This is a genomic window from Endozoicomonas elysicola (assembly GCF_000710775.1).
Classification (GTDB): domain Bacteria; phylum Pseudomonadota; class Gammaproteobacteria; order Pseudomonadales; family Endozoicomonadaceae; genus Endozoicomonas; species Endozoicomonas elysicola.
On record NZ_JOJP01000001.1, the window covers coordinates 3,667,560 to 3,690,760 of the forward strand.

General features: G+C 48.1%; 2 protein-coding genes. Both read left to right on the forward strand.

Annotated elements, in window-relative coordinates:
- The first annotated feature begins 74 nt into the window (after positions 1-74).
- Positions 75-21,671: a LamG-like jellyroll fold domain-containing protein gene (locus GV64_RS24820; protein WP_236632958.1), complete on the forward strand. Its 21,597-nt coding sequence runs from the start codon at positions 75-77 to the stop codon at positions 21,669-21,671.
- Between the two features lie 118 nt (positions 21,672-21,789).
- Positions 21,790-23,201 (forward strand): cadherin domain-containing protein (locus tag GV64_RS15745; RefSeq protein WP_034844325.1); only part of this gene is annotated, 1,412 nt, incomplete at its 3' end.

Consider the following 23,201-nt stretch of genomic DNA (forward strand, 5'->3'; position numbering starts at 1 on the left):
TGCTGGATGGCACTGTCAGCTTTACCCACGATGGCAGCAATACCGCACCGGCCTACCAGGTGACCCTGACCGATGTGGACTCTACCACATTGCAAAGTGCCACCGTGCAGATCACCGGCAATTACAGCAGCAGTGAAGATATCCTGGCATTTACCGACCAGAACGGCATCACTGGCAGCTGGGATTCAGCCAATGGCACCCTGACACTCAGTGGCTCGGCGACACTGGCAGACTATGAAACCGCTCTGGAATCGGTTAGCTACCAGAATACCGCCAATGACCGCAGCACAGCACAACGCACACTGAGCATCACGGTTAATGACGGTGTTGAAAACAGCACTGCTGCAACAGCCGATATTAATGTCAGCCAGTTTAACCAGATTCCCGGGGTACTTGACCAGAACTACTCATTGTCACTGACGGGCAATGCCACAGATTACCTGATTGCCAATCCGGTATCTGGCTTCCCCAGCACGTCATTTACCATCGAAACCTGGGTAAAAACTAGTGGCGTCGATGAAAGTATCTTCTCCTACGCCTCTTCGAACAGTAGCAATGAGATTCTGCTATTTGGTGCGCAAGAGTTATCAATAACCATTGGCAACACCTCCATCTATACCGATATCAATATCGCTGATGACAACTGGCATCACGTGGCCTGGAGCTGGGACAGTGCGTCCGGCAGTACCAAAATATTTATTGACGGTACCGAGCAATACAACGGTACGTTGAAACAGGGTTACACCATTGCAGATGGTGGTGCTCTGGTCTTTGGTCAGGAGCAGGACAGCCTGGGTGGTGGCTTCCAGTCTTCACAGGCATACGATGGTCTGATTCGTGATATCCGGGTCTGGAATGCGGATCGTACGCAGACTGACATTAATAATCAGAAAGACAGCGCTCTAACCGGCACCGAGAGTAATCTGGTCAGCTATTACCCCATGAGTGGCGGCAGTGGTGATGTGGTGGATGCCGGTCCTGCCCGCAACGACCTGCAGCGCTTTGGAGCAAACTGGGAAGTAGCCCCCAGAGAGACGAATGAAGACCAGCCACTCGCCATCAACACCATCAGTTTCTCCGATGCGGATTCGGGCAGTGATACCGTTGAAGTTACGCTGACCATCACCAACGGTACCCTGCAACTGGCATCAATCAGTGGCGTCACCATCACCGCCGGTGCCGATAACTCGGCGACCATGACCCTGCAGGGGAATCTGGCTGACTTGAATGCCGCTATCAATGGCATTCAGTATCAACCAACCAGCAACTTCCATGGCACTGCAACCCTCTCTGCCAGCATCAATGACCTCGGCAATGCCGACAGTGCAGATGCCCAGAGCAGCAATATTACCCGTACAATTACCGTCAACAGCGTCAATGACGCGGCATTGATCACTGGTGATGACAGTGCCACTCTCGCAGAAGACAACAGCAGTACATTAACCGCCACCGGTACCTTAAGCATTACTGATGTTGACGCGGGAGAGAGTATCTTCACTGCGGCCACGGTGAACGGCAGTTATGGTAGCCTGACCATTGATACCGCCGGTGCCTGGAGCTACAGCGCTGACAACACTCAGACCGTAATACAGCAACTGGCTAGTGGTCAGACTCTGACAGATACCATTACTGTGTCGTCAGTTGATGGCACTGCTCACAACCTTACCTTTACCTTTAATGGGACCAATGATGCACCAACACTAAGCCTGGGAGATCCATCTACAGGTGGCGGCTCTGGTTTGCTGGGCGAAATATTTGAAACCAGTTCATCAATAAACGACCTGACGGATCTTGGTAACGTGGTAAGCAATACACCTACTGCGACGTTCACAGCAACAAACCTTGACTATTCAGATGCAGGTACACTGGCTGGATTCCTGGGTAATGATGCCAATACACTCAGTACAGATATTGGCAACAACACCATGGAAACCATCGGGTTCCGCTTTACCGGATTCGTTAAACTTGATGCTGGTCAGCATGACTTTACCGTCACTTCTGATGATGGTTTTCGATTAAATATTGCCGGGCAAAATATCAGCGAGTTCTTTGACACCAGACCAGCAGAAGCAACTACTGGTTCTTATACGGCTCCGGCTGATGGCTTTTACAGCTTTGAATTGATTTACTGGGAAAATGGTGGCGGTGAAACGCTTCAGGTAACCAGCTCTGCTACTGGGGGAGCAGTACTTAGCGCCAACAACATCCTGTATGACACGATTGTCAGCTACACCGAAAATGATCCTGGTGATCCTGTTGCAGACAATCTTGAACTGACCGAACTGGATGTTGAAGATATCCAATCTGCCACCGTTTCTATCAGCGAGGGTTATGCTGCCAGTGAAGATGCTCTGAACTTTACCAGCCAAAATGGTATTACCGGTAATTGGGATGCTACAACAGGGATACTGACATTGACTGGTAATGCCTCACCAGAAAGCTATCAGGCAGCTCTTCGTTCCATAACATACAGCAACAACTCAGACAGCCCAGATACGACTGGTCGAGTCATCAGCCTGACAGTATCTGATGGACAGGTTACCAGTAATGAAGTAACCCGCGGTATCTCTATCACAGCTGTGAACGATGGACCTCAGCTGGTCAATAATACATTGAGCATATCTGAAGGCAGTACGGTAGTTCTCGGAGCAGAGAATCTAAGCGCAACAGACCTGGATCATAATAATAACTCCCTGACGTTTATCCTGAGTAATATTCAAAATGGTAGTTTGACTGGTGCAACAGATAACGGCGATGGAACATTCAGCTTTACTCAACAACAACTGTTGGATGGCAATATCAGTTTTACCCATGATGGCAGTAATTCCGCACCGTCCTATCAGGTAACACTGACTGATGGCCCCGCCATCACTGCTGCCAGTGCTTCAACAATTAACTTTACTGAAATTAACGATGCCCCGGTTTTTGATTCGACTGTTGCGTCCCTGACTCGAACAGTCAACACGCAGCCAGTGGGAAATGGTGACACCTTTGTGTCACTGAATAGCCATGCCAGTGATTTTGCAGGAATGAGCACCGGCGCCATCAGTATGTGGGTAAAACTGGATGCGGGCCAGGGCAGCGCCACACTTTTCTCCACGGGAGACGCGTCATCAGCCACAACCCAAAGCTGGTTGGTTGCTGGCAACTCTACTTCCGGGCTAAACGATGAGAGTCTGACCTTTTATTCTCGTATCGGTGACAATCATTTAAATATTAAACTCAAACAGGGAGAGGATCTGCTTTTTGATGACCAATGGCATCATATCGCCGTAGTGGTGGATGGTACAGATAATCGGATTTACCTGGATGGCCAACGGGCAAGTGTTGAGTTTTCCCATGGCTCTGTAACCACCAGTCAGTTCACCGGTGCAGATACCGATCTGGTCAATATTGGCTCTCTGGTTAGAAATGGTGCAATCAATGGATCCATCCCAACAAATGGAGAAATAACAGATGTTGGGATATTCACGAACACCAGCGACCTGACTGACACGAATATCAATGCTCTGATGAACCAGGGGCCCGATTATTTCGACAACAGTCAGCTGTTGTTCAGCACTGACTTTGCCGGAACCGGTAACACCGTGACCGATACCAGCGGTAACGGGCGGGATGCGACGGCCTTTACAGGAAGCCTGGCCACACGAAGCAGTCTCACTATTCTCAATGTTGATGAAGACAATAGCGAGATCCTTCTGAAGACCGACCTCCTTTACGGTTTCAGTGATGCCGATGGCGACACACTGAGCATTCAGAGTCTCTCAGTTGATACCGGTACAATTACAGACCATGGCGACGATACCTGGACCTATACCCCCCCCGCCAACTTCCATGGAACGGCGACGTTCACCATACAGGTCAGCGATGGTGCCCTTTCAGTAACCGCTGATAAAACCATCACGGTCACCAGCATTAACGATGTTCCCACATCGCTGGATAAGACCGTAATCATCAACGAAGACAGCAGTCATACCTTCAGCACTGCAGACTTTGCCTTCAGTGATCAGGATACCGGTGACAGCCTTCAGTCGATCACCATCACCAGCCTGCCTGCTGCCGGAACTCTTGAGCTTAACTCCAGTCCGGTTACCCTGAATCAGGTCATAACAGCCACAGATATCAGCACGCTTGTATTCACTCCTGCTGCTCACGCTAATGGTAATGGCTATGCCAGCTTTGGCTTTACCATCAGCGATGGTCTGCTTAGTAGCAATGCCCATACTCTTACTGTTGATGTAACCCCAGTCAATGATGCTCCAAATGCAGTTGATGAATCTGATACGGTCTCCCATGTTGCACCGATTAGTGGAAATCTGCTGACTAATGACAGTGATATCGAAGGAGATAACCTGACAGTTTCCACTATTAATGGTCAGGCAATTGCCAGCATAGGAAATACCGTAATAACTGGTGAGCGGGGAGAAATGACAGTAGCTGCTGACGGTAGCTGGTCCTACACCCTGGATTCAGAATATGGTGGTCTTGATTTAAACGACAGCCTTGTCGCCGAGTGGAACTTTGACGAAACCAACGGGTCAACAGCGACTGATACTGCGCCATACGATGCACATGCCACCGATGGGACTTTATCTGGTAATACAGCCTTCGTCGGAGGACTGAGTGGTAATGCGATTAGTCTGGATGGCTCAGGAGACCTAGTCCATATCAGCGACTCATCAGAAATCAATACTTACAGCGGCAATATCAACCAGAGAAGTATTAATCTATCGTTCAAAATTGACGCCAGCAATGATCTCAGCGGAACCCAAATCCTCTATGAAGAAGGCGGCTCAACTAATGGTTTTGTTGTTTATATACACAACTGTCAACTTTATGTAGGGGCATGGAGTGAAGGCTCAGGATGGAATGGCGAGTTCCTGAATACAGCACTAACAAGTGGTGATACCGACTGGCATACCGTAGCGCTCGTATTGGATAGCAGTGCAGGCACTCTTAATGGTTATCTTGATGGGGAGGTCTTTGCCAGTGGAACGGGTGAAGCCGTTCACTTTCATACGGATGATGGAGCATTCGGCGGGTTGTGGGGTGGTTCAAAAATTCATACTGGTGACCTTTCCTCGGGCTCTCATAATTTCCATGGGCTCATTGATTCCGCAAAAATATACAACAGAGCCTTGAGTTCCAATGAAATAAAACTGCTTTCCCCAGATGCATTCACCTATGAAGTCTTTGATGGGACTGACACCAGTACTGCGACTATTTATATCAATGCAGCGGAAAACCATGCACCAACCTCATCAGATAATACCTTGTCGCTGGATGAGGATAATAGCCATACATTTACCGCCAGTGAATTCAACTTCAATGATGTTGACGCTGGCGACACCATGGCTTCAGTGAAAATAACCCAGCTGCCTATTTCAGGAAGCCTCACATTAAATGGAGAGAGTGTTTCTGCCAATCAAATCATTACGACTGAAGATATTCCTGATCTTGTCTTTACACCCGAAGCCGATGCAAATGGTGTAGGTTATACGTCTCTGCAATTTTCCGTCATTGACAGTGGTGGATTGGAAAGCATCTCACAAACAATCACTCTGAATGTAGATTCAGTTAATGATGCCCCTTCGGATATCCATCTCACTAACACGTTCATCGCTGAGAATGCCGTCGGGGCTGTGATCGGTACGCTGACCACCACCGACATTGATGCCAGCACAGAGTCCTTCGGTATCCATGAGTACACCGTCAGCGATAGCCGCTTTGAAGTGGTGAATAATCAGCTGAAACTCAAGGATGGGCAGTCACTGAACTTTGAAGTTGATGGCAGCACACTGGATATCACAGTTACCTCAACCGATGACAATAACAGCGGCCTTTCTTACAACGAAACCTTTACCCTCAACATCGGTAACCTGAACGAACCTCCGGCCATCAGCAGCCAGACGTTTACCGTCAATGAAAATACCGCCACTGATGGCAGTGTCATTGTTGGCCAGGTGGTGGCCCAGGATGTGGATGCCGGTGATGCCCTCACCTACTCTATTCTCTCAGGTAACAATGAGGGACGTTTTGCCATTAATGAAACCACGGGGGATATCTCCGTAGTGAATGGCCTCAATCATGAGACCAAAGACGTATATAACCTGATCGTGCAAGTTCAGGACAGCCAGGGCGACAGCCAGAGCGCTGCCGTTGCAATCAATATTGCTGATGTGAATGAAGCTCCTGAGCAAGACCGGGGGTTGCAAAACCAGTCTTCCGGTATTTCCGCCAGCGTTGGGGGACAATTCTCTTATCAGATACCGGCTAATGCCTTTAAAGACCAGGACCTTGGTGATCCGCTTTCATTCAGTGTTTCCGGCATGCCATCTGGTCTGGTATTCAACCCGGTGACCCGTACCATTGCCGGAATACCAGCCTCGACTGAGGTGGGAGACCATACCATCACGGTCACCGTCACTGATGACGATGGATTGACAGCTTCTGATACCTTCACCATGCGGGTCGGCAATGCCAAAGTACTGGAGGAGTCGTTTGATAATGATATCAACCTGGCCGCTGAAGCCGGCATCAACAGCTACACCATCACCTCACTGCCTAATCTCGGTACGGTCAAAAAAGCGGACGGAACCGAAATTACTATTAATGACGTTCTGACCTCTACTGAACTGGAAGATCTGCTCTATGATGCACCAAAAGAGTACGACAATGTTTCTGATCTTGGTCAGCTCTCTTATCAGTACCAGGATGGTGGGACTCAAACAAAATCTGTCCGTATTGTGGTTGAAGCGGTCAATGATGTGCCAGAAATTACCGGTCCAGGTAGTAAAGATACGTCAACACTGTCCCTCAATTCCATTGATGGTGTGTATGTTGAAGATGATGATATCGGCTCCGAGATTCTTGAAGTCACGCTATCGGTAAACAGTGGTAAATTGTTCCTTGGAAATACCGAAGGACTTGAGTTTGTCAGTGGCGGTAACGGTGAGTCGTCAATGACCATACGAGGACGGCTGAGTCAGGGTCCAGAACCTCAGGAAAACTTCAGACTGACTTTCAGCGATCCTGATAACCCAGTATTTGATCAAAGAACAGAAATAGGAGGAACTCTCTCCGGAGCTTCCCGCATTACCGATCCTGTCCAGGGCGGTGTCATTGAGTTTGATTCAAACAGCGACCGCATTAATTTAAGTGAATCGTATTCGCTAGGCTCCGAGTGGACAATCAGCACACGGTTTAAAGACCTTTACCTTGGGAATGGTGCAATTGGAGCGCTGGCAAGAAGTAACAGTGGTGACACCGATATTCATATTGAAGTTTCTGATAGTGGTGCCCTTGGAACACGTGACCGCGGTTCAAATACGTTCCACAGTTCAGGCTATGACATGAGCAGTCTGGATAACGACTGGCATACACTGACAGCAGTTGGACAGAACGGAAAAACCCATTTCTATATTGATGGCCAGCATGTAGGTACCAGTAACTACCAGTCTCAGGAACCAATAGATGCGATAGGTAATGGCAATGACTCTCAGAACTATCCATTTGCACGATATTTGGATGACTTCAGAGTTTATGACTCCGCTGTTGTTCCTCAGCTAAATCTTGATACCACCACTGGAGCTGACCAGGATGATTTCCACCTAAATTTCTCTGATCAAACCAATGCCAGCCAGGATACCGAACACAATATTCAAACCACCTTCACTGGTGTCGAAAGACTCGACGATGATGACAAGGGTGGAATTATTCAGTTCGACGCTAACAGCGACATGATAACTTTTGATGATCCATTTGATCTGGCCAGTGAATGGACCATCACAACCGAGTTTAAAGATCTGTTCCTTAACAATAATCTATGGAATACCCTGGTTCGTGGCGAAACCGGTGATCATCACATCATCGTTCATTATCAAACCGGTGAATTGGGTGTTTATGACAACAGCAACAGTGCCTTCAGAGGCTCTGGCTTCTTCATGAATAACCTGGGGGACTCCTGGCATACATTAACAGCGGTAGGCAAAGATGGAAAAACATTCTTCTATCTGGACAACGAACATGTTGGTACTAGTAACTACCAGTCCACCATCGATATCAAAGCTATTGGTAATTACCAAAGTGGAGATCAACCTTTTGCCGAGTATCTGGACAACTTCCGAATTTTTAACAAAGCCCTTGAACCAGACCATATCAACTTGCAGGGCCCTGTCCAGAAGGCACTGGAAGGTCTGGCCTACACGCCGGACAGCGACGCCACAGGTGACACCCTGACCATTACTACCAGTGACCTGAACAATACGACAGGCGTCGATGGTACCAAAACTGATTCACATACCGTTACCCTGAACGTTGCCCAGCTACCCTTCCCGATTGAAGAAGACTTCACTACCTCGCCATCGGACTGGAGCATCCAGGACGATGCTGTGCACCAGTCCAGTGTTACCGGTGCTACGGATGGGGGCTTATTACAGTTAACGGGGCTCAGCGATTACGAAACAGGGTTTTCTGTTTTAAACACACCTTTTTCATCTTCACTCGGGATACAGGTGGAGTTTGATTACTTTGCAGGGGGTGGAACGGCCGCGGATGGGATGCTGTTCTTCCTGGCAGATGGCAGTCAATCTACGGTTACTGCAGGTGCCTCTGGTGGGGGAATGGGATACTCCCCCTTCAGTGGAACAGGCACCAATGGTCTGTCCGGAGCCTACATGGGCATAGGCTTTGATGAATATGGTAATTTTGCCGGGGACTCAACCAACCGTAAAGACAGTGTTGTAATCCGTGATGGTGGTAATGGCACAACCGGTTATGGCTACCTGTCTCACTACCAGGTCAGCTCTTTTGGCGGTATCGATGACACCAATATAACCACTGACAGTAGTGGCGATGGTAATGGATACGACTGGCGCAAGGTGCGCTTAACTCTGGATTCCGAGCAGAAACTGACGCTCGAGATGAGTTGGGATAATGGGAGTTCTTGGGAAACCCTGTATGATCAATACGATTACGGTGCGAACACCAGTCAGGCTCTACCCGATACATTTAAACTCGGCTTCACTGGTGCAACCGGAGGTGCAAACAACTATCACTGGGTCGATAATGTTTCCGTTAAGGTACCTGCGGATTTAAGCGTCACCAACCCGGTTGAACCCGCCAATGCAGCCATCGGCGATGAAGTCAGCTGGGAGTTTGCCATCGCAAATACCGGCGATAACCACGCCTTTGAAACCGGTATGACCTGGACAGCGCCGACCGGATTGGAAAATACCAGCTGGACCTACACCACCTCCAATGGCCAGACCGGATCTGGCACCGGCAACATCGATACACGGGTGGATCTGCTCAAAGGGGAAACCGCCGCCTTTACGGTCACCGGCACATTGACCACCGCTGCGGTTGCCAGCCTGGGCCAGGGTTTCTCTGCCACTCTGGCCAATGCCTACTCTGGCGCATCTGGCAGCAACACTTACAGCACCACTATTGATACCGACATCCTATTACTGAACATGGAGCTCTCGACCGACACCATTGCCGAGATGACCTATACCGGTGATGGGTCCGTTAAAGTGGCGGATATCAACGTCACCGCTGGTGACACTGTGAATACCCAGCTCACGTTGTCAGGAGCCGATGCAGACAAGTTCACCATTATCGATAACAACGGTCAGCCTGAACTTCATGTTAACCAGAACATCACCCTGGATTTCGAAACCGAGAGTCGCTACGACCTGACCATTACTTTGACCGACAACAACGGCAACAGTGCCCAGAACGTCAAGCCGGTTACCATTAAAGTGGCGGATATCAATGAGCTGCCAACCGATATATTGCTGCCCTTCAGCAATGCCGTGGATCTGCCAACACCTCAGGCTTCCTGGGAGTTACGGAGTAACCTGAATGACGACGCTGGCTCCGTGAATGGTTCATTCAGTGGAGGTTCACCGGTCTATGTTGATGGTCCCGGTGGCGCTGCAGGCTCAGCACTGCAGTTTGACGGCAGTAATGATCACTTTACGGCATCATTGAATGTATCCGAAACCAGTTATGCCGTCGCACTCTGGTTTAAGACAGACTCAGCCAATGGCGGTATTTTCCAGGTTGATGGTGGTGGCCATGACCGTAACCTGTGGCTGGAAAATGGTCAGCTAAAAGGGCGTCTATGGTCATCTGGTGAAATCATTACATCAACAGACACATTTAATGACGGTGAATGGCACCAGGTCGTGCACACCTTTGGTGGCAGTGCTGATGGTCAGAAAATTTACGTTGATGGGGTAGAAGTAGCATCAGGCTCATCCGACGTGTCCAACTTTACCAGCCAGACCTCGATCAGCCTTGGCTATACGGCATACCCTTCTGGCAACCAATATTTTGAAGGTGAAATAGCCAGCGTACAGGTCTACAGCCAGGGACTGACCACCACTCAAATAGCCTCCCTCTACCAAGGTGAAGCCCGCATTGATGAGTGGCAGGATGGCGCTGAAGTTGGCCCCGTGTACATCATTGATCCCGACTCTCCAGAGGGTGCATTTGGCACGCACAACTACACCCTCAGTGACAACCGATTCACGGTAGAGAATGGCATTCTCAAGCTGAAAGCCGGAGAAACCATCAATGCCGACACAGAAACCTCCATCAGTCTGGATATTACGGCTTCCGATAATGGCGGTCTCTCCATCACCCGCAGCCTGACCATTGCGGTCAATGATCTGCCACCGGTGGCGCCAGAAATCAACTCTATCAGTTTAAATAATGACTTTCAGTCGGTCATTACCGGTACCGGTCAGCCCGATACCACCCTGAACTTCACCATTAACAGCATTAACTACAGTGCTACTGTAGCCAGTGATGGTACCTGGAGCTTTACACCACCCGTCACCTTAAATAATGGCGACCCTCTTACTATCCGGGTCACTTCCACCGATGGCGGTGGAAACAACAGTCCGCTCACCGAATACAATGCCACGGTCGGTCGTGGCGACGGTGAGGACAACACACTCACCGGTGGTACTGGTATCGACCTGATGGAAGGCGGTGCTGGCAGTGACCAGATCAGCGGCGGTGCTGGTGATGATATTATCCAGGGCAACCAGCTAAATACCGGCGGTCGGTATGATGAATTACTGGAAAACTCAGAGTTAAATAACTTCACGACAGTAACCGATCATGGCAACTACCGTGATGTGATTCTCAATGGCTGGAAAGCCGTGAATACGGCCTCGATTATTAATACCAGTGAAACCGTCGATGCTACACTGCTGCCACAAATTGAAACCGAGTCCTGGAATGCCAGTGCTCTGAATACAATTACGGATACATCAAAGAAAGTAACCCTTGATGCTGTCAATAATGTTGATGGCATCGTGCAATCATTCTCAACAGTCGATGATGCAACCTACACAGTCACGGTTGAAGCTTCTCCAAGGGCCACTGACTCCTCAGACTTTGAAATCTGGTGGGATGGCGTCCATATACAAACCATCACGCTGAATCAGACAGGCTGGCAAACCTTCACCGTCAGTGTCATTGGTGATGGAACAGAACAAAGTGTGATGCTCCGGGAAGTTCCCAGTCAAAATACAACCGTTGGTCCGATGATCAACAGTGTCAGTGTCACAGGTTTGCTGGCTGATGGAAGTGGAAACAGCGGAGAGCTTCTTACCAATGGCAATTTTGCAACCGATACATCCAGCTGGAGAGCTGTTAGTACAGGAAGTATTACCAATGCACAGTATACATCTGGCGTAGATGTCAACTCACTTCCCAATGGGGACTGGGAAGTTCATAGCCACAGTACCTCATGGGTTGCCTCTTCAGATGATACTACCTCTAAACTTGAACTGGACGGCAATAACACCGATGTCGATGCCATCTACCAGCAGGTTGATACCCTCAATGGCGAAACCTATACCCTGTCGTTTGAAGCCTATACCCGCCTGGCCAATTCCGGTGATGTCGAAATCTGGTGGGGAGACCAGTATGAGCAGACCGTCAGTATCGGTACCAGCTGGGCAACCCATACCGTTAACCTGAGCGGTGATGGCACCCGTCAGACACTGATGATTCGCGAGGTATCCGGCCAGAATGACGGTCAGGGCACCATTCTTAACAATGTCAGTCTTCAGGGTGTATTGCCTGAAGTGGATACCCTGGAAGGGGGTGCTGGTAATGACACAATTGCTAGCTCCAGCGGTAACGATATCATTACCGGCGGTGCCGACAACGACACGGTCACCACAGGAGCCGGCCGGGATCGACTGGTCTGGCAGCCGGGTGACGAAGGCACCGTAGGCGCTCCTGCCACTGACCGAATTACCGACTTTGCCGTCGGTGCCAGTGGCGATATCCTTGACCTTCACGCCTTCCTGACCGGTGAAGAGTCAACGGCACTGGATCAGTTTCTTCACTTCCGTCTGGATGGCTCAGATACCGTGATCGACGTCAGCAGGACCGCTGGAGGAGATGTTGTTCAGCATATTGTTCTGGAAAACGTTGACCTGACCGCCCTGGGCAATACCAATGCCGAAATCCTCAGTCAATTGCAGAGCAACGGTCAGCTGATCACCACTCATACCCTGTCTATCAATACGCCAGTAATGGATGACAACCAGATCAGTGCTGAGGAAGAGAATACCGTTCTGGTAACGGGCGTCGGTGAACCCGGTGCCACTGTTGAGCTCACCATTCGGTCTGACTCAGTCCCTGCCCCTCAGGCAGGCTGGTCTTTAAATGGAAACCTTAACGGTGATAGTACGGTTACATTTAATGGTGGATCTGCCAGCTATGTCGACGGTCCAAACCAGGGATCTCAGGATAGCTCCAGACAGGCACTCCATTTTGACGGGGTTAATGACAGTCTTACCGGCAACCTGAATGTCTCGGAGACTGATTATGCCGTTTCATTCTGGATAAAAACCACAGACAGCAATGCAAGGCTGTTTACAATTAATGGTACGGACGGATCCCAGGGAGCGGGTTCTGATCGATATATCGATCTTGTTAATGGACAAATTCGGGCCAGTGTCTGGGACAGTGTGAACGGCCATCAGTACATTACTGGTGCAAACCAGTTTGATGATGGAGAGTGGCATCACGTTGTTCATACTTACGGAAGTAGCATTGGTGGCCAAAGACTTTACGTGGATGGTGTTGAACTGGCTTCAGGGCCGGATACGCAATCTGACTTTGGCTGGCAGGCCAGTTTCAATTTTGGCAATGGTGATTACCTTGGCGATGCAGCTGGTCTGGAAATTTTTAATGCATCCCTGACCGCTGATGATGTTTCGGCACTCTATAACACTGCAGTCAAAACCATTAATGTTGACGCTGATGGTACCTGGAGTCTGGCTGGTGAAGTACTGGATATCGATCAACTTTCAGATGGCCAGCTGGAAATCACTGCCACTCAAACCGACAACACCAATACGGTCTCCACCGTAACCCAGACCGTCACCTTCTCTGGTAATGTTCCTACCCTCTCAATGGCTGAAGTGGTCGCTAACACCCAGAATCTGGTTCTTACCTTCAGTGAAGACATGGACATCAACAGCATTCCAGCTCTGGCTGACTTTGCCGTATCGGTAGACAGCAGTACTGTTAATGTACTCAACGTCTCTTACCTGAACAGTACCCAGATTCGCCTGAGTCTGGACAGTGCGGTCAGCTTTGGTGCCAATGTTCAGGTCAGTTACACACCCGGTAACGACCCAGTCCAGGAACAGGGTGGCATTAATCCATTTGCTGTACTGACCAACTTCTCAGCTACCGTCACCCCTGATGGGGTTGCACCGGTTCGTCAGGATATGACGGTGGACGGTGATCAGTTGATCGTCAACTATAACGAGAACCTTGACTCAGCCAATCTGCCTGACAGCAGTGCCTTTACTATTTCACTGATTGGTGGTGGTAGTCGTACGGTTTCCAATGTCAGTATCTCGGGCAGTCAAATGGCCCTGACGCTGGACAGTCCGGTCATTGATGCTGATATTGTAAGACTGTCTTACAGTGCTGCAAATGCAACCAACAATGGTGGTGCTGCAGTTCAGGACGCCCAGGGCAATACCAGCAACGGTTTTGCCGGTGCACTGGTCGAGAACAATACCGACACAACCCCTCCAACCCTCAACAGTGCGGTGGTTGATGGAGATATCATCACCCTCACCTACTCCGAAGAACTGAATGAAAGCGCTGGGCTCATGGGAGTTGAATGGGGAGCCGGCAAGAACGGCCATGGAACCGGGCTTGAATTTAATGGCTTTGAAGGTACCGGTGAAATTGATGGGCTTTCCATTGGCGGCACCATGACCCTTGCTGCATGGGTTCGCTACGATGATTTTTCACAAACCTGGTCCAGAATTTTTGATTTTGGTGATGGCGATGGTGATGACAATATCGTTATGGCCCATATTGGTGACAGTAGTGACCTTCGTTTTTCAGTTCGAAGTGGTACTGGTACCGAATACCCTGTTGATATCGAGGATTTCTTCACCCTGGGAGAATGGGTTCATATTGCAGCAACGGTCAGCAGCAACGGTACATTGAAAGTTTATAAAAACGGTACTTTTGAGGCAGAAACAACCGGTGCTGCTGTTCCTCCGGTCATGGTTCGGGCCAACAACTACGTTGGTAAGAGCAACTGGAGCCATGATGATCCAATGGATGGAGCTATCGATGATATCCTGATCGTTGACCGGGACCTTTCTTCCACCGAAATATCTGACCTCTACAACGCCTCTGACTTTGCCAACTTTGCCTCAGGCCTGACTGGCGATACCTATCACGCTTATGACTTCGAAGAAGGTGGAGGCACCACTGCCAGTGATCTGAATAGCAATAGCCAACCCATGACACTGACTGGAGACTCTATTGTCGACGTTCAAGTTGGAGGCGTTGCCAGAAACATAAATGGTACTTCTGTCAGTGGTAATAAGGTTATCCTGGAGCTGGCCAGCCCGGTTACTGACGGTGAGTCCGTTACACTGAATTATAAACCCAAAACAACCGCTGACTTCCAAAGTGGGTTCTCTGTGGGTACTGGCGGGACAGCTTCACTGAACGGAGACACACTAACCCTGACCTCGGTTTCCGACAACAATGTAGTTCTGATCAATACCCTGAACAGCGCCAATAGAAGTGACGATCTTTACCTTGATTTCGCCGTAACGCCAACCGATGACTTTGGCTCACGAAATGCCTTTATTGTTTTTGACTATGTAAATGCCAATGACTTCAAAGCCATTGGTAGTTACGACGGTAGTGGAACATCTGAATGGCGCATTCTGCATTTTGTAAATGGAACGGCTACAACAAAAGCATCAAATAATAGTTCAGACCCATCAAATTTTGATGTTTCACGTCACACGGAAGTCACAATTGTCGATAACAAGGTCACACTGATCGTTGATGGTGATGAAAAAATCGCTCACCAGTTCAGTGAAAATATCAGTGCTGGTGAGCTGGGCGTGATGAATATTGCCGGCTCCCGCTCCATTTACACCATCAACCGCACCCAATGGGACATTGGTGATAATTCAGTAAACTCGGATAGCATTGAGGATCTAAGAGGTTTTGATGCAGTAGCGTTCAACCATGGTGATGTCGCTATAACCAATATCACTGACTCTATCTCACCCAATCTGAACTCTGCAGAAATTAATGGTAGTACCCTGATACTGACACTAAATGAAGAACTCAATACCAGCACTACACTAACCCCATCTTTATTTACAGTATTGGCTGAAGGCCAGAGCAAATCTATCAGCAACATAGCCATTCATGGCCACCAAGTCACCCTCACCCTGAATGAACCAGTAATCGATGGACAGCAGGTTAGCATTGACTATAACGCACCTGCCGCCAGCAATGATTTGAACAGTGACCGGATTGAAGACAGTGCTGGTAATGATGTTGCTAATGTTTCCAGCTTTACCGTGACCAACACCACGGATAGCGACAGTGAACCAGATGTTACCCGGATCTTCAGTGATGACGCAAACCAGTGGTACCAGTCTGGCAATACGGTAACTGTGAAAATACAATTTTCAGAACGGGTCGAGGTTTCTGGCCAGCCAACCCTGCTGCTGGAAACCGGAACACTCGACCGACTGGCCACTTATAGCAGTGGCTCAGGAACGGATACTCTGTCGTTTACCTACACCATAGAGAGCCCAGATGAATCTGCCGATCTCAGTGCACTTTCAACCACAGCATTAAGCCTGAATGGTGGAACAATCACAGACCTTATTGGCAATAATGCCAGCTTAACACTGCCAAACCTTGATGCCGCTGAGGGGCTGGCTCAGCAGAATACAATTCAAGTAGACAGCGTAATCCCAACCGTTGGACTGACTGATAACAGCGTAGTCAATGAAGCAGGCGTACTGGTTCTCACTGGAGGAGGATTCAACTCCCTTCTATCTCCGGGAGAGATGTCTAACACAGATCTGACCTCAAGGCTGGACTGGACAAAACTGTCATGGCGTATCGTAAACAACAGCGGCAGCAATACCGACATCATCTTTACCGCTTCTGATATCAGTTCCACCCTTGCGGTTAATGATCAGGAGCTTTATATCAAGTTGGACAGCAGCAAACTGGCCACCATGAGAGCAACCGCAGGATTTGGTAATGCAGGGGGGCAGGATCTGATTCGGATTACCAGTGATGGTTTTTTCCAGGACGCTGCCGGTAATACCATGAGCGATGCGAATACTGCTGGTGTAGAGATTTTTGTCCTGCCACCGGATGGTGCTGCACCCAGCATCACCAGCGTCAGCAACCTGAGCGCCGATGGAGAGTTTGCCTCTGGTTCCGTCATTCGACTTCAGGTGAATTTTGATGAACCTGTAGAAGTCACTGGTGAGCCCATTTTGTTGATGGGTACAGGAAACCAGATCAGTGCAGCCAGTTTCAGCTCAGGCTCCGGCACTCAACAACTGGTTTTTGAATATACCATTCAGGCAGGAGATGAGACACCCGATCTTGACGTCCATAGCCCCAGTGCACTCCAGCTTAATGGAGGATCTATAAAAGACCTTTCGGGAAATAATGCTGTTCTCATGGTTCCAGTGGTGGAAACCCTGGTTGACTTTAATGCTGCAGACCTGATGAGCAAAGCGGCGCTCGAAACGGCCGGGTGGAGTTTCTTTGATAATGATGAAATCAGAGAAGGCGACATTCGTGAAACAACCCTGACAGCCGTCGATACCCAGTCCTTTGATGACAATATTAAATACATCAGCCTTGATGGTGAAGGCTCCACAGCAGAGGCCTTTTTGATTCAGGACTACTTATCCGACGGTGCCTCGGATCTGCCTAACATGTATTACCAGTTTACCAGTGATGAACTGGAATCATTTAAGGAATCCGGCTTCCAGATATCCATGACTGTCATGAATTCTGGCAGTATGAATATATCACTGGGAGACCCTGCCGCTGCCAGTACCAATAACCGTTTTGCTTTTGAAGCAGGCATCCCCGATGACAATCAATTTCATGATTTGATCATTACCGGTCATATCAACACCAATAATGCACTGGTCATTGACAGCTATACCGTTGACGGCAGCAACGCTACCTACAATACGGTCAATGATGGCAGAAATTCAGCCTTTGATGATTTTACGCTCTCAGTGGGAGCCTACTCCTCAGCAGCCTCGGGTGTCGATAAAAGCCTACTGATTAAAACCATTGCGGTAAAACAATCAGATATCAATGCCCTTGCAGAACAGGCTGATTTAAGAGTCGACGGTAATGCCCCTGAGGTTTCAATTACTGGGGTTACACTGTCCCCGGAAGGTTCTGATGATCTGGAATTAACCCTAAGTGGATCTGGTTTCAGCACATTGCTGGGAAGTGATGAAAATACCGGCATATCGCTGCAGGGGAACGAACTGAACCGCTTTGACTGGGATAATCTCATTATCAAACTGAAACAGCCTGATGACAGCTTTGACAATATCAGACTGAATGCATCTGATGTTGGCTCGGTAAGGGTTCATAGCAATCAACTTGAGATCGTGATTGACGATGGCGTTGACACAATTCTTGGTAATAACGGCTTCAGCACCATTAATGGAGATGTAACGCTGACCATTAACCCGGGCTTTATTGGTGATCAGGCTGGTAACCGTTCATCCACCGATGCACTGACTGATGCAACTGTTGATGTTACAACCAGTGGCGCTTCGGTCCTCAGTGTATCAGCGGATACCGAAGATGGAAGCTACAATGTTGGAGATGAGATAGTGATCCGCGTTCGCTTCAGCGAGAAAGTGACGCTGCAAAACTATGATGAAAATAATGATCCTCTCTTGCTGCTTCTAAATGACCGTCAGCCTGATAGTGGTAACCCCTACGGTGGTAATGCCGTTTATGTATCCGGTAGTGGTACCCGTGAGTTTGTTTTCCGACATACGCTGTCTGCGGGTGAAAACATTGATGATCTCAATTATCGAGATATTAGCTCGCTGACGTTCAATAATGCATTCATAGGTTTACCCGCCGTCAGCTCTCTGGAAAATGGTGCCGGAAATGATGTAAACCTGACCTTGCCGACAACTAATTCCTCTGAAGCATTGGCAGGCAACAGCCAGATTGTGGTGGATACATCGCTGCCAACAACAACAATAACCAGTGTCGCTTATGATGAAGACAATAATCAGTTATTGCTGCAAGGGAGTAACTTTGACCAGCTATTGAACAACAGCGAGAGCGCTACCTCAGATATCACTGCCAGACTCGATTGGAGCAAACTGGTTATTGATATCGACAAGGATGATGGAGTAACCCAGAATGTGACTATCTCAGCCAGTGATATTAATTCAACACGTCTGGCTGGCTCGGATACTCTGACCATCCAGCTGACAGACAGTAAAGCCTCAGAGCTTGAAAATGTTTTTGGGTACAAAGGTGCTGAAGACGGTATCGATATTCAGGCAGGGTTTCTGAGAGACCTCGCAGGAAATGAGAACACCGTGAGTACCTCCGACTTGACACTGGATTATTCTGACATCGCTGCACCAACCGTATTGCAGGTACGTCTGGAAGAGTCTGGAAATTACAAACCGGGCGATGAAGTAGCCATTCTGGTTGAACTCAGTGAAGTCGTGAATATCAGTGGTGTTAACCTTGCAGATAATCAGACCAGACCCAGCCTTGCACTGGATAATGGTGCTACTGCTTTGTATGACAGCGGAGCAGGAAGCAATACCTTAAAGTTCATTTATACCGTTGGTAGTGGTAACAGTGAAAACAGCAGCAACCTGAATTACAGCACTATCAGTGCACTCTCCATTCCGTCAGGAACCATGATTTTTGATGCTGCAGGAAATTCACTGGTTACCACCCTGCCCGCCTTGAACAGTAATGATGCCCTTGCCCAGACCAGTACAGGCACTATCGATGTGAATGCTCCGGATATCCAGCAAATCCAAAGTTTGACCGCAGATGGAGACTACAACGCCGGAAAAGTGATTCAAATAGAAGTAGCCATCAGTGAAGCCGTTAATGTAACTGGCTCTCCTGCGTTAAATCTGAATACAGGTGGTCAGGCAACCTATGCCAGTGGTTCCGGATCTGACAAGCTGGTCTTCAATTACACTATTCCTGCTGGCCATAATGTCTCTGACCTGGATGTTTCCAGCCTTTCACTGACAGGGGCAACTATACGGGATCTCTCAGGTAATGACCTGAATGCGGCCAGCCTTCCCACTGGAAGCAATGGTGACTCACTGGCCAGTCAGGCTGATATCACTGTGGATACATCAGCTCCGAGCTTTTCAATCACCAACTTCTTTTTCTGGGCTGGCTATTTTGAGTTTGATTCCAACCAGACCTGGCCCGGAAGCAACGGTGAGTCATTGACAAACACCTATGATATTGACTGGTCAAAACTCGTCATCAGCGGAACTGATGACTTTGATAATCCAACCAGTTATTTCTTCAATGAAGGGGATATTGATTTCTTCACTAAACATGGGGGAATCAATACTCGGGCTACATTGAAATTGACAACCGATGGGTATGAACGTTTCCAGAGTTGGGAAGGATTCAGCTATTTTGCCAACTGGAACGGTGAGCAGTCTTTCTCTCAGGATATGAACATCCGTATCGACCAGGGCTGGCTTATAGACTCAGCAGATAATAATTCAACTCTGGAACTTGCTGATCAGGACCTTAAGTTCAGCACATACCGCAGGACTGACAGTGCCAACCTGGCTGAGTTGGATGCGATATCTTCAACCACTGCTAACGGTATCTACAAAGTCGGTGATGTTATCAATATAACGGTCAGCTTTAATCAGAAAGTGATTGTGGATACATCAAGTGGTACTCCAACATTAACACTCAATAATGGCCAAACTGCCACGCTGGTTGAATCGGACGACACAAAATCCCGGGTATTTAATTTCTCCTATACCATTCAGGCTGGAGACTCCGTTAATAGCCTGAATGTAACCACAATTAATACCAATGGTGGCCGTTTCTACGGCGATGGCGGTCCAAATAGCGGAACGGTTGATGTATCCAGTACGGCAATTAATGGATTAAGCAGCGAAGCCACCATGGCTGGGTCTAAAGAGATCCATATTGACACCACTAACCCTGCTTCAACTATTACGTCAGCACAATACGATCCTGATGCGGATGTTCTTACCCTCAATGGAACTGGCTTCAATGATATCCTCAGTGCCAACGCCTCTGCTGAGAGTACAGAACTCAGGCTTATTCTTGACTGGAGCAAGTTGAGTTATGACGTCAATGGATCTCTGGCTCTTAGTTTCACTAAAGATGATGTCCTTTCTGCAAAAGTGGTCGATAACACGCGACTCAGTATTGAACTGGCTGCTGCCAAAGGGGTTGATATCGAAAGTAACTCTGGAGGTGATTACAGTAATGATCAGATAGATATCGGTGCCGGATTTATCAAAGATCTGGCGGGCAATACTGCAACTACCGATGCTCTGGTTTCAGGTTCAGTAACTCAATCTGACCTGAGCGCCCCTAACCTCAGCTCTTCTCTGGTCTCTGGGAATGAACTGGTACTGGACTTTTCTGAAGCGATTTCAGGAGCTCCCACTAATACAGAGTTTACGGTCAAAGTGGACGGTGTTGATCGTGTAATCACCAGTATTACGGTCAGCGGCCAGGAAGCAAGTGTTACTTTTGATGGGAACCAAGTCGGCGGCGATGAGCAATTGTTATTCAGTTATACAGGCAATAGTCTTGGTGACAGTGCAGGAAACACGATTGATACGATCAGTGATCGGGTCGCAGGCTTCAGTCATACGTCAGGCAACACCCTGAAAACACTGATCGGTGATGTCGGTGATGACTTCTTTATCATCAATCACGATGATGTCACCGCTACCGGTGGTTATGGAGCTGATACCTTTGATTTCAACATCAATGGCAACAGTCAGAACCCCGCGGACCTGGTTATTACTGATTTCAGCACGGATGAAGGTGACCTGCTGAAGCTGGACGATATTCTGGTGGATGCCAGCGACAGCCTTGATCAACACTTCCACTTTGTCACCAGTGGTAGTGATACCATTATGGAGATTCGCCCGGAGGCCGATGGGGATGTCACCAAACGGGTCACCTTCAAAGATGTTGATTTGTTTACCTTGGGCAGCAATGATACCGACATTCTTAATAACCTGATCAATAACAATAATCTGGATCATGGAGACGGTAACTAACTGATAAACAAAGCACAAACCTGAAATAAACGCTTTAAAAACAACAATCTAAAAATAATTAAAACACCTCCTATCCCATCTATTAAGATTAATAGGATGGGTCAGGATATCTGGAGTCATGGATTCGACGAATAATTCACCCGTTTTAGGCTTTATCAAAGAAGCCAATGGACCAATTGAAATCATTGATACACAGGGGAACAAAAGAAATGTTCAGCCTGGTGATGCTGTTTATCTTAATGAAACCGTTTTAAACAGTTCCGGAGCAGTCACTTCCATTGAGTTAATCAATGGGCAAATTATCTCACTTCAAAGTCAGCAGAAAATGAAGATGGGATTGAATATTATTGAAGAATTTGAAGCAACAGCTTCAGGAACAGAAAGTGGACCAATAATTTCTTTAGCTGAAAGTATTGAAAGCTCCCAGTCATTAGAAAGTAACCCCAACAATAATGATCAACAAAACAGTGAAATAGAGGAATACCGAAGATACGATTCACAATTCATAGTCAATAAAGAAGATACCGGACAAACCCGGATCTGGGATAAACTTTCCCAGTATTTTACTAAAATCACATTCGGTATTTTTGAATCATCTGGTAACGCCGAAGAAGCCCCCCCTCCTCCCCTGATAAACCAGACACCTGAAATTCAGAGCCAGTCTTTCAATATTAATGAAAATGCATCGACAGATGGGTCATCAGTGGTTGGTATCGTATCTGCCAGCGACCAGGGCAGTTCTCAAAGTTTAACCTATTCGATAATTGCAGGAAATGAAGAGGGCAGTTTTACTATTAACTCTACTACCGGAGAGATTACTGTAACTGGAAACTTAGATTATGAAGCAAAACCCAGTTATAACCTCATTATACAGGTAGCTGATAGTGGAAATTTGACTGAAAGAGCCACAATAACGATAAATATCAATGATATTAATGAAACGCCTGACGCACAGATAGATAATGAAGCAATACAGGAAAACCAGAGAATAACCATTGATGTTTTGGCAAATGATCTGGATCAGGACTTTACCGACAATTACAACAGCTTCAGCCTTGATTTTGTAGAAGTTATGGATGACTTTGGTAACCCAGTCATAAATAAGGGCTTAGTTAGTATAGACAACAAGCTTCTGGTATTTGAACCCGATAGAGACTTTGATCATCTGGGTATCGGTGAAACTGAAGCAATCACTGTTCGTTACCGAATGAGTGATGATGAAGGACTAAGTTCAGAGTCTTCTGTCAATATTCTTATCACCGGCACCAACGATGTGCCCACCATCACTGCGGCCAAAGATGTCACTGGCGCCGTGACCGAGATTGTCGATGGTGGCACCGGTGAAAATACCAGTACCCTGTCCGACGGCGGCAGCTTCACCATTGCCGACGTCGACCTGACCGATGTGCAGACCGTCAGTGTCACCTCCGACACCAGCGGGTACCTCGGCACCTTCACCCCGACGGTCAGCAACAACACCACTAACGATGGCACTGGCCAGGTGGACTGGACCTTCAGCGTGCCCGATGC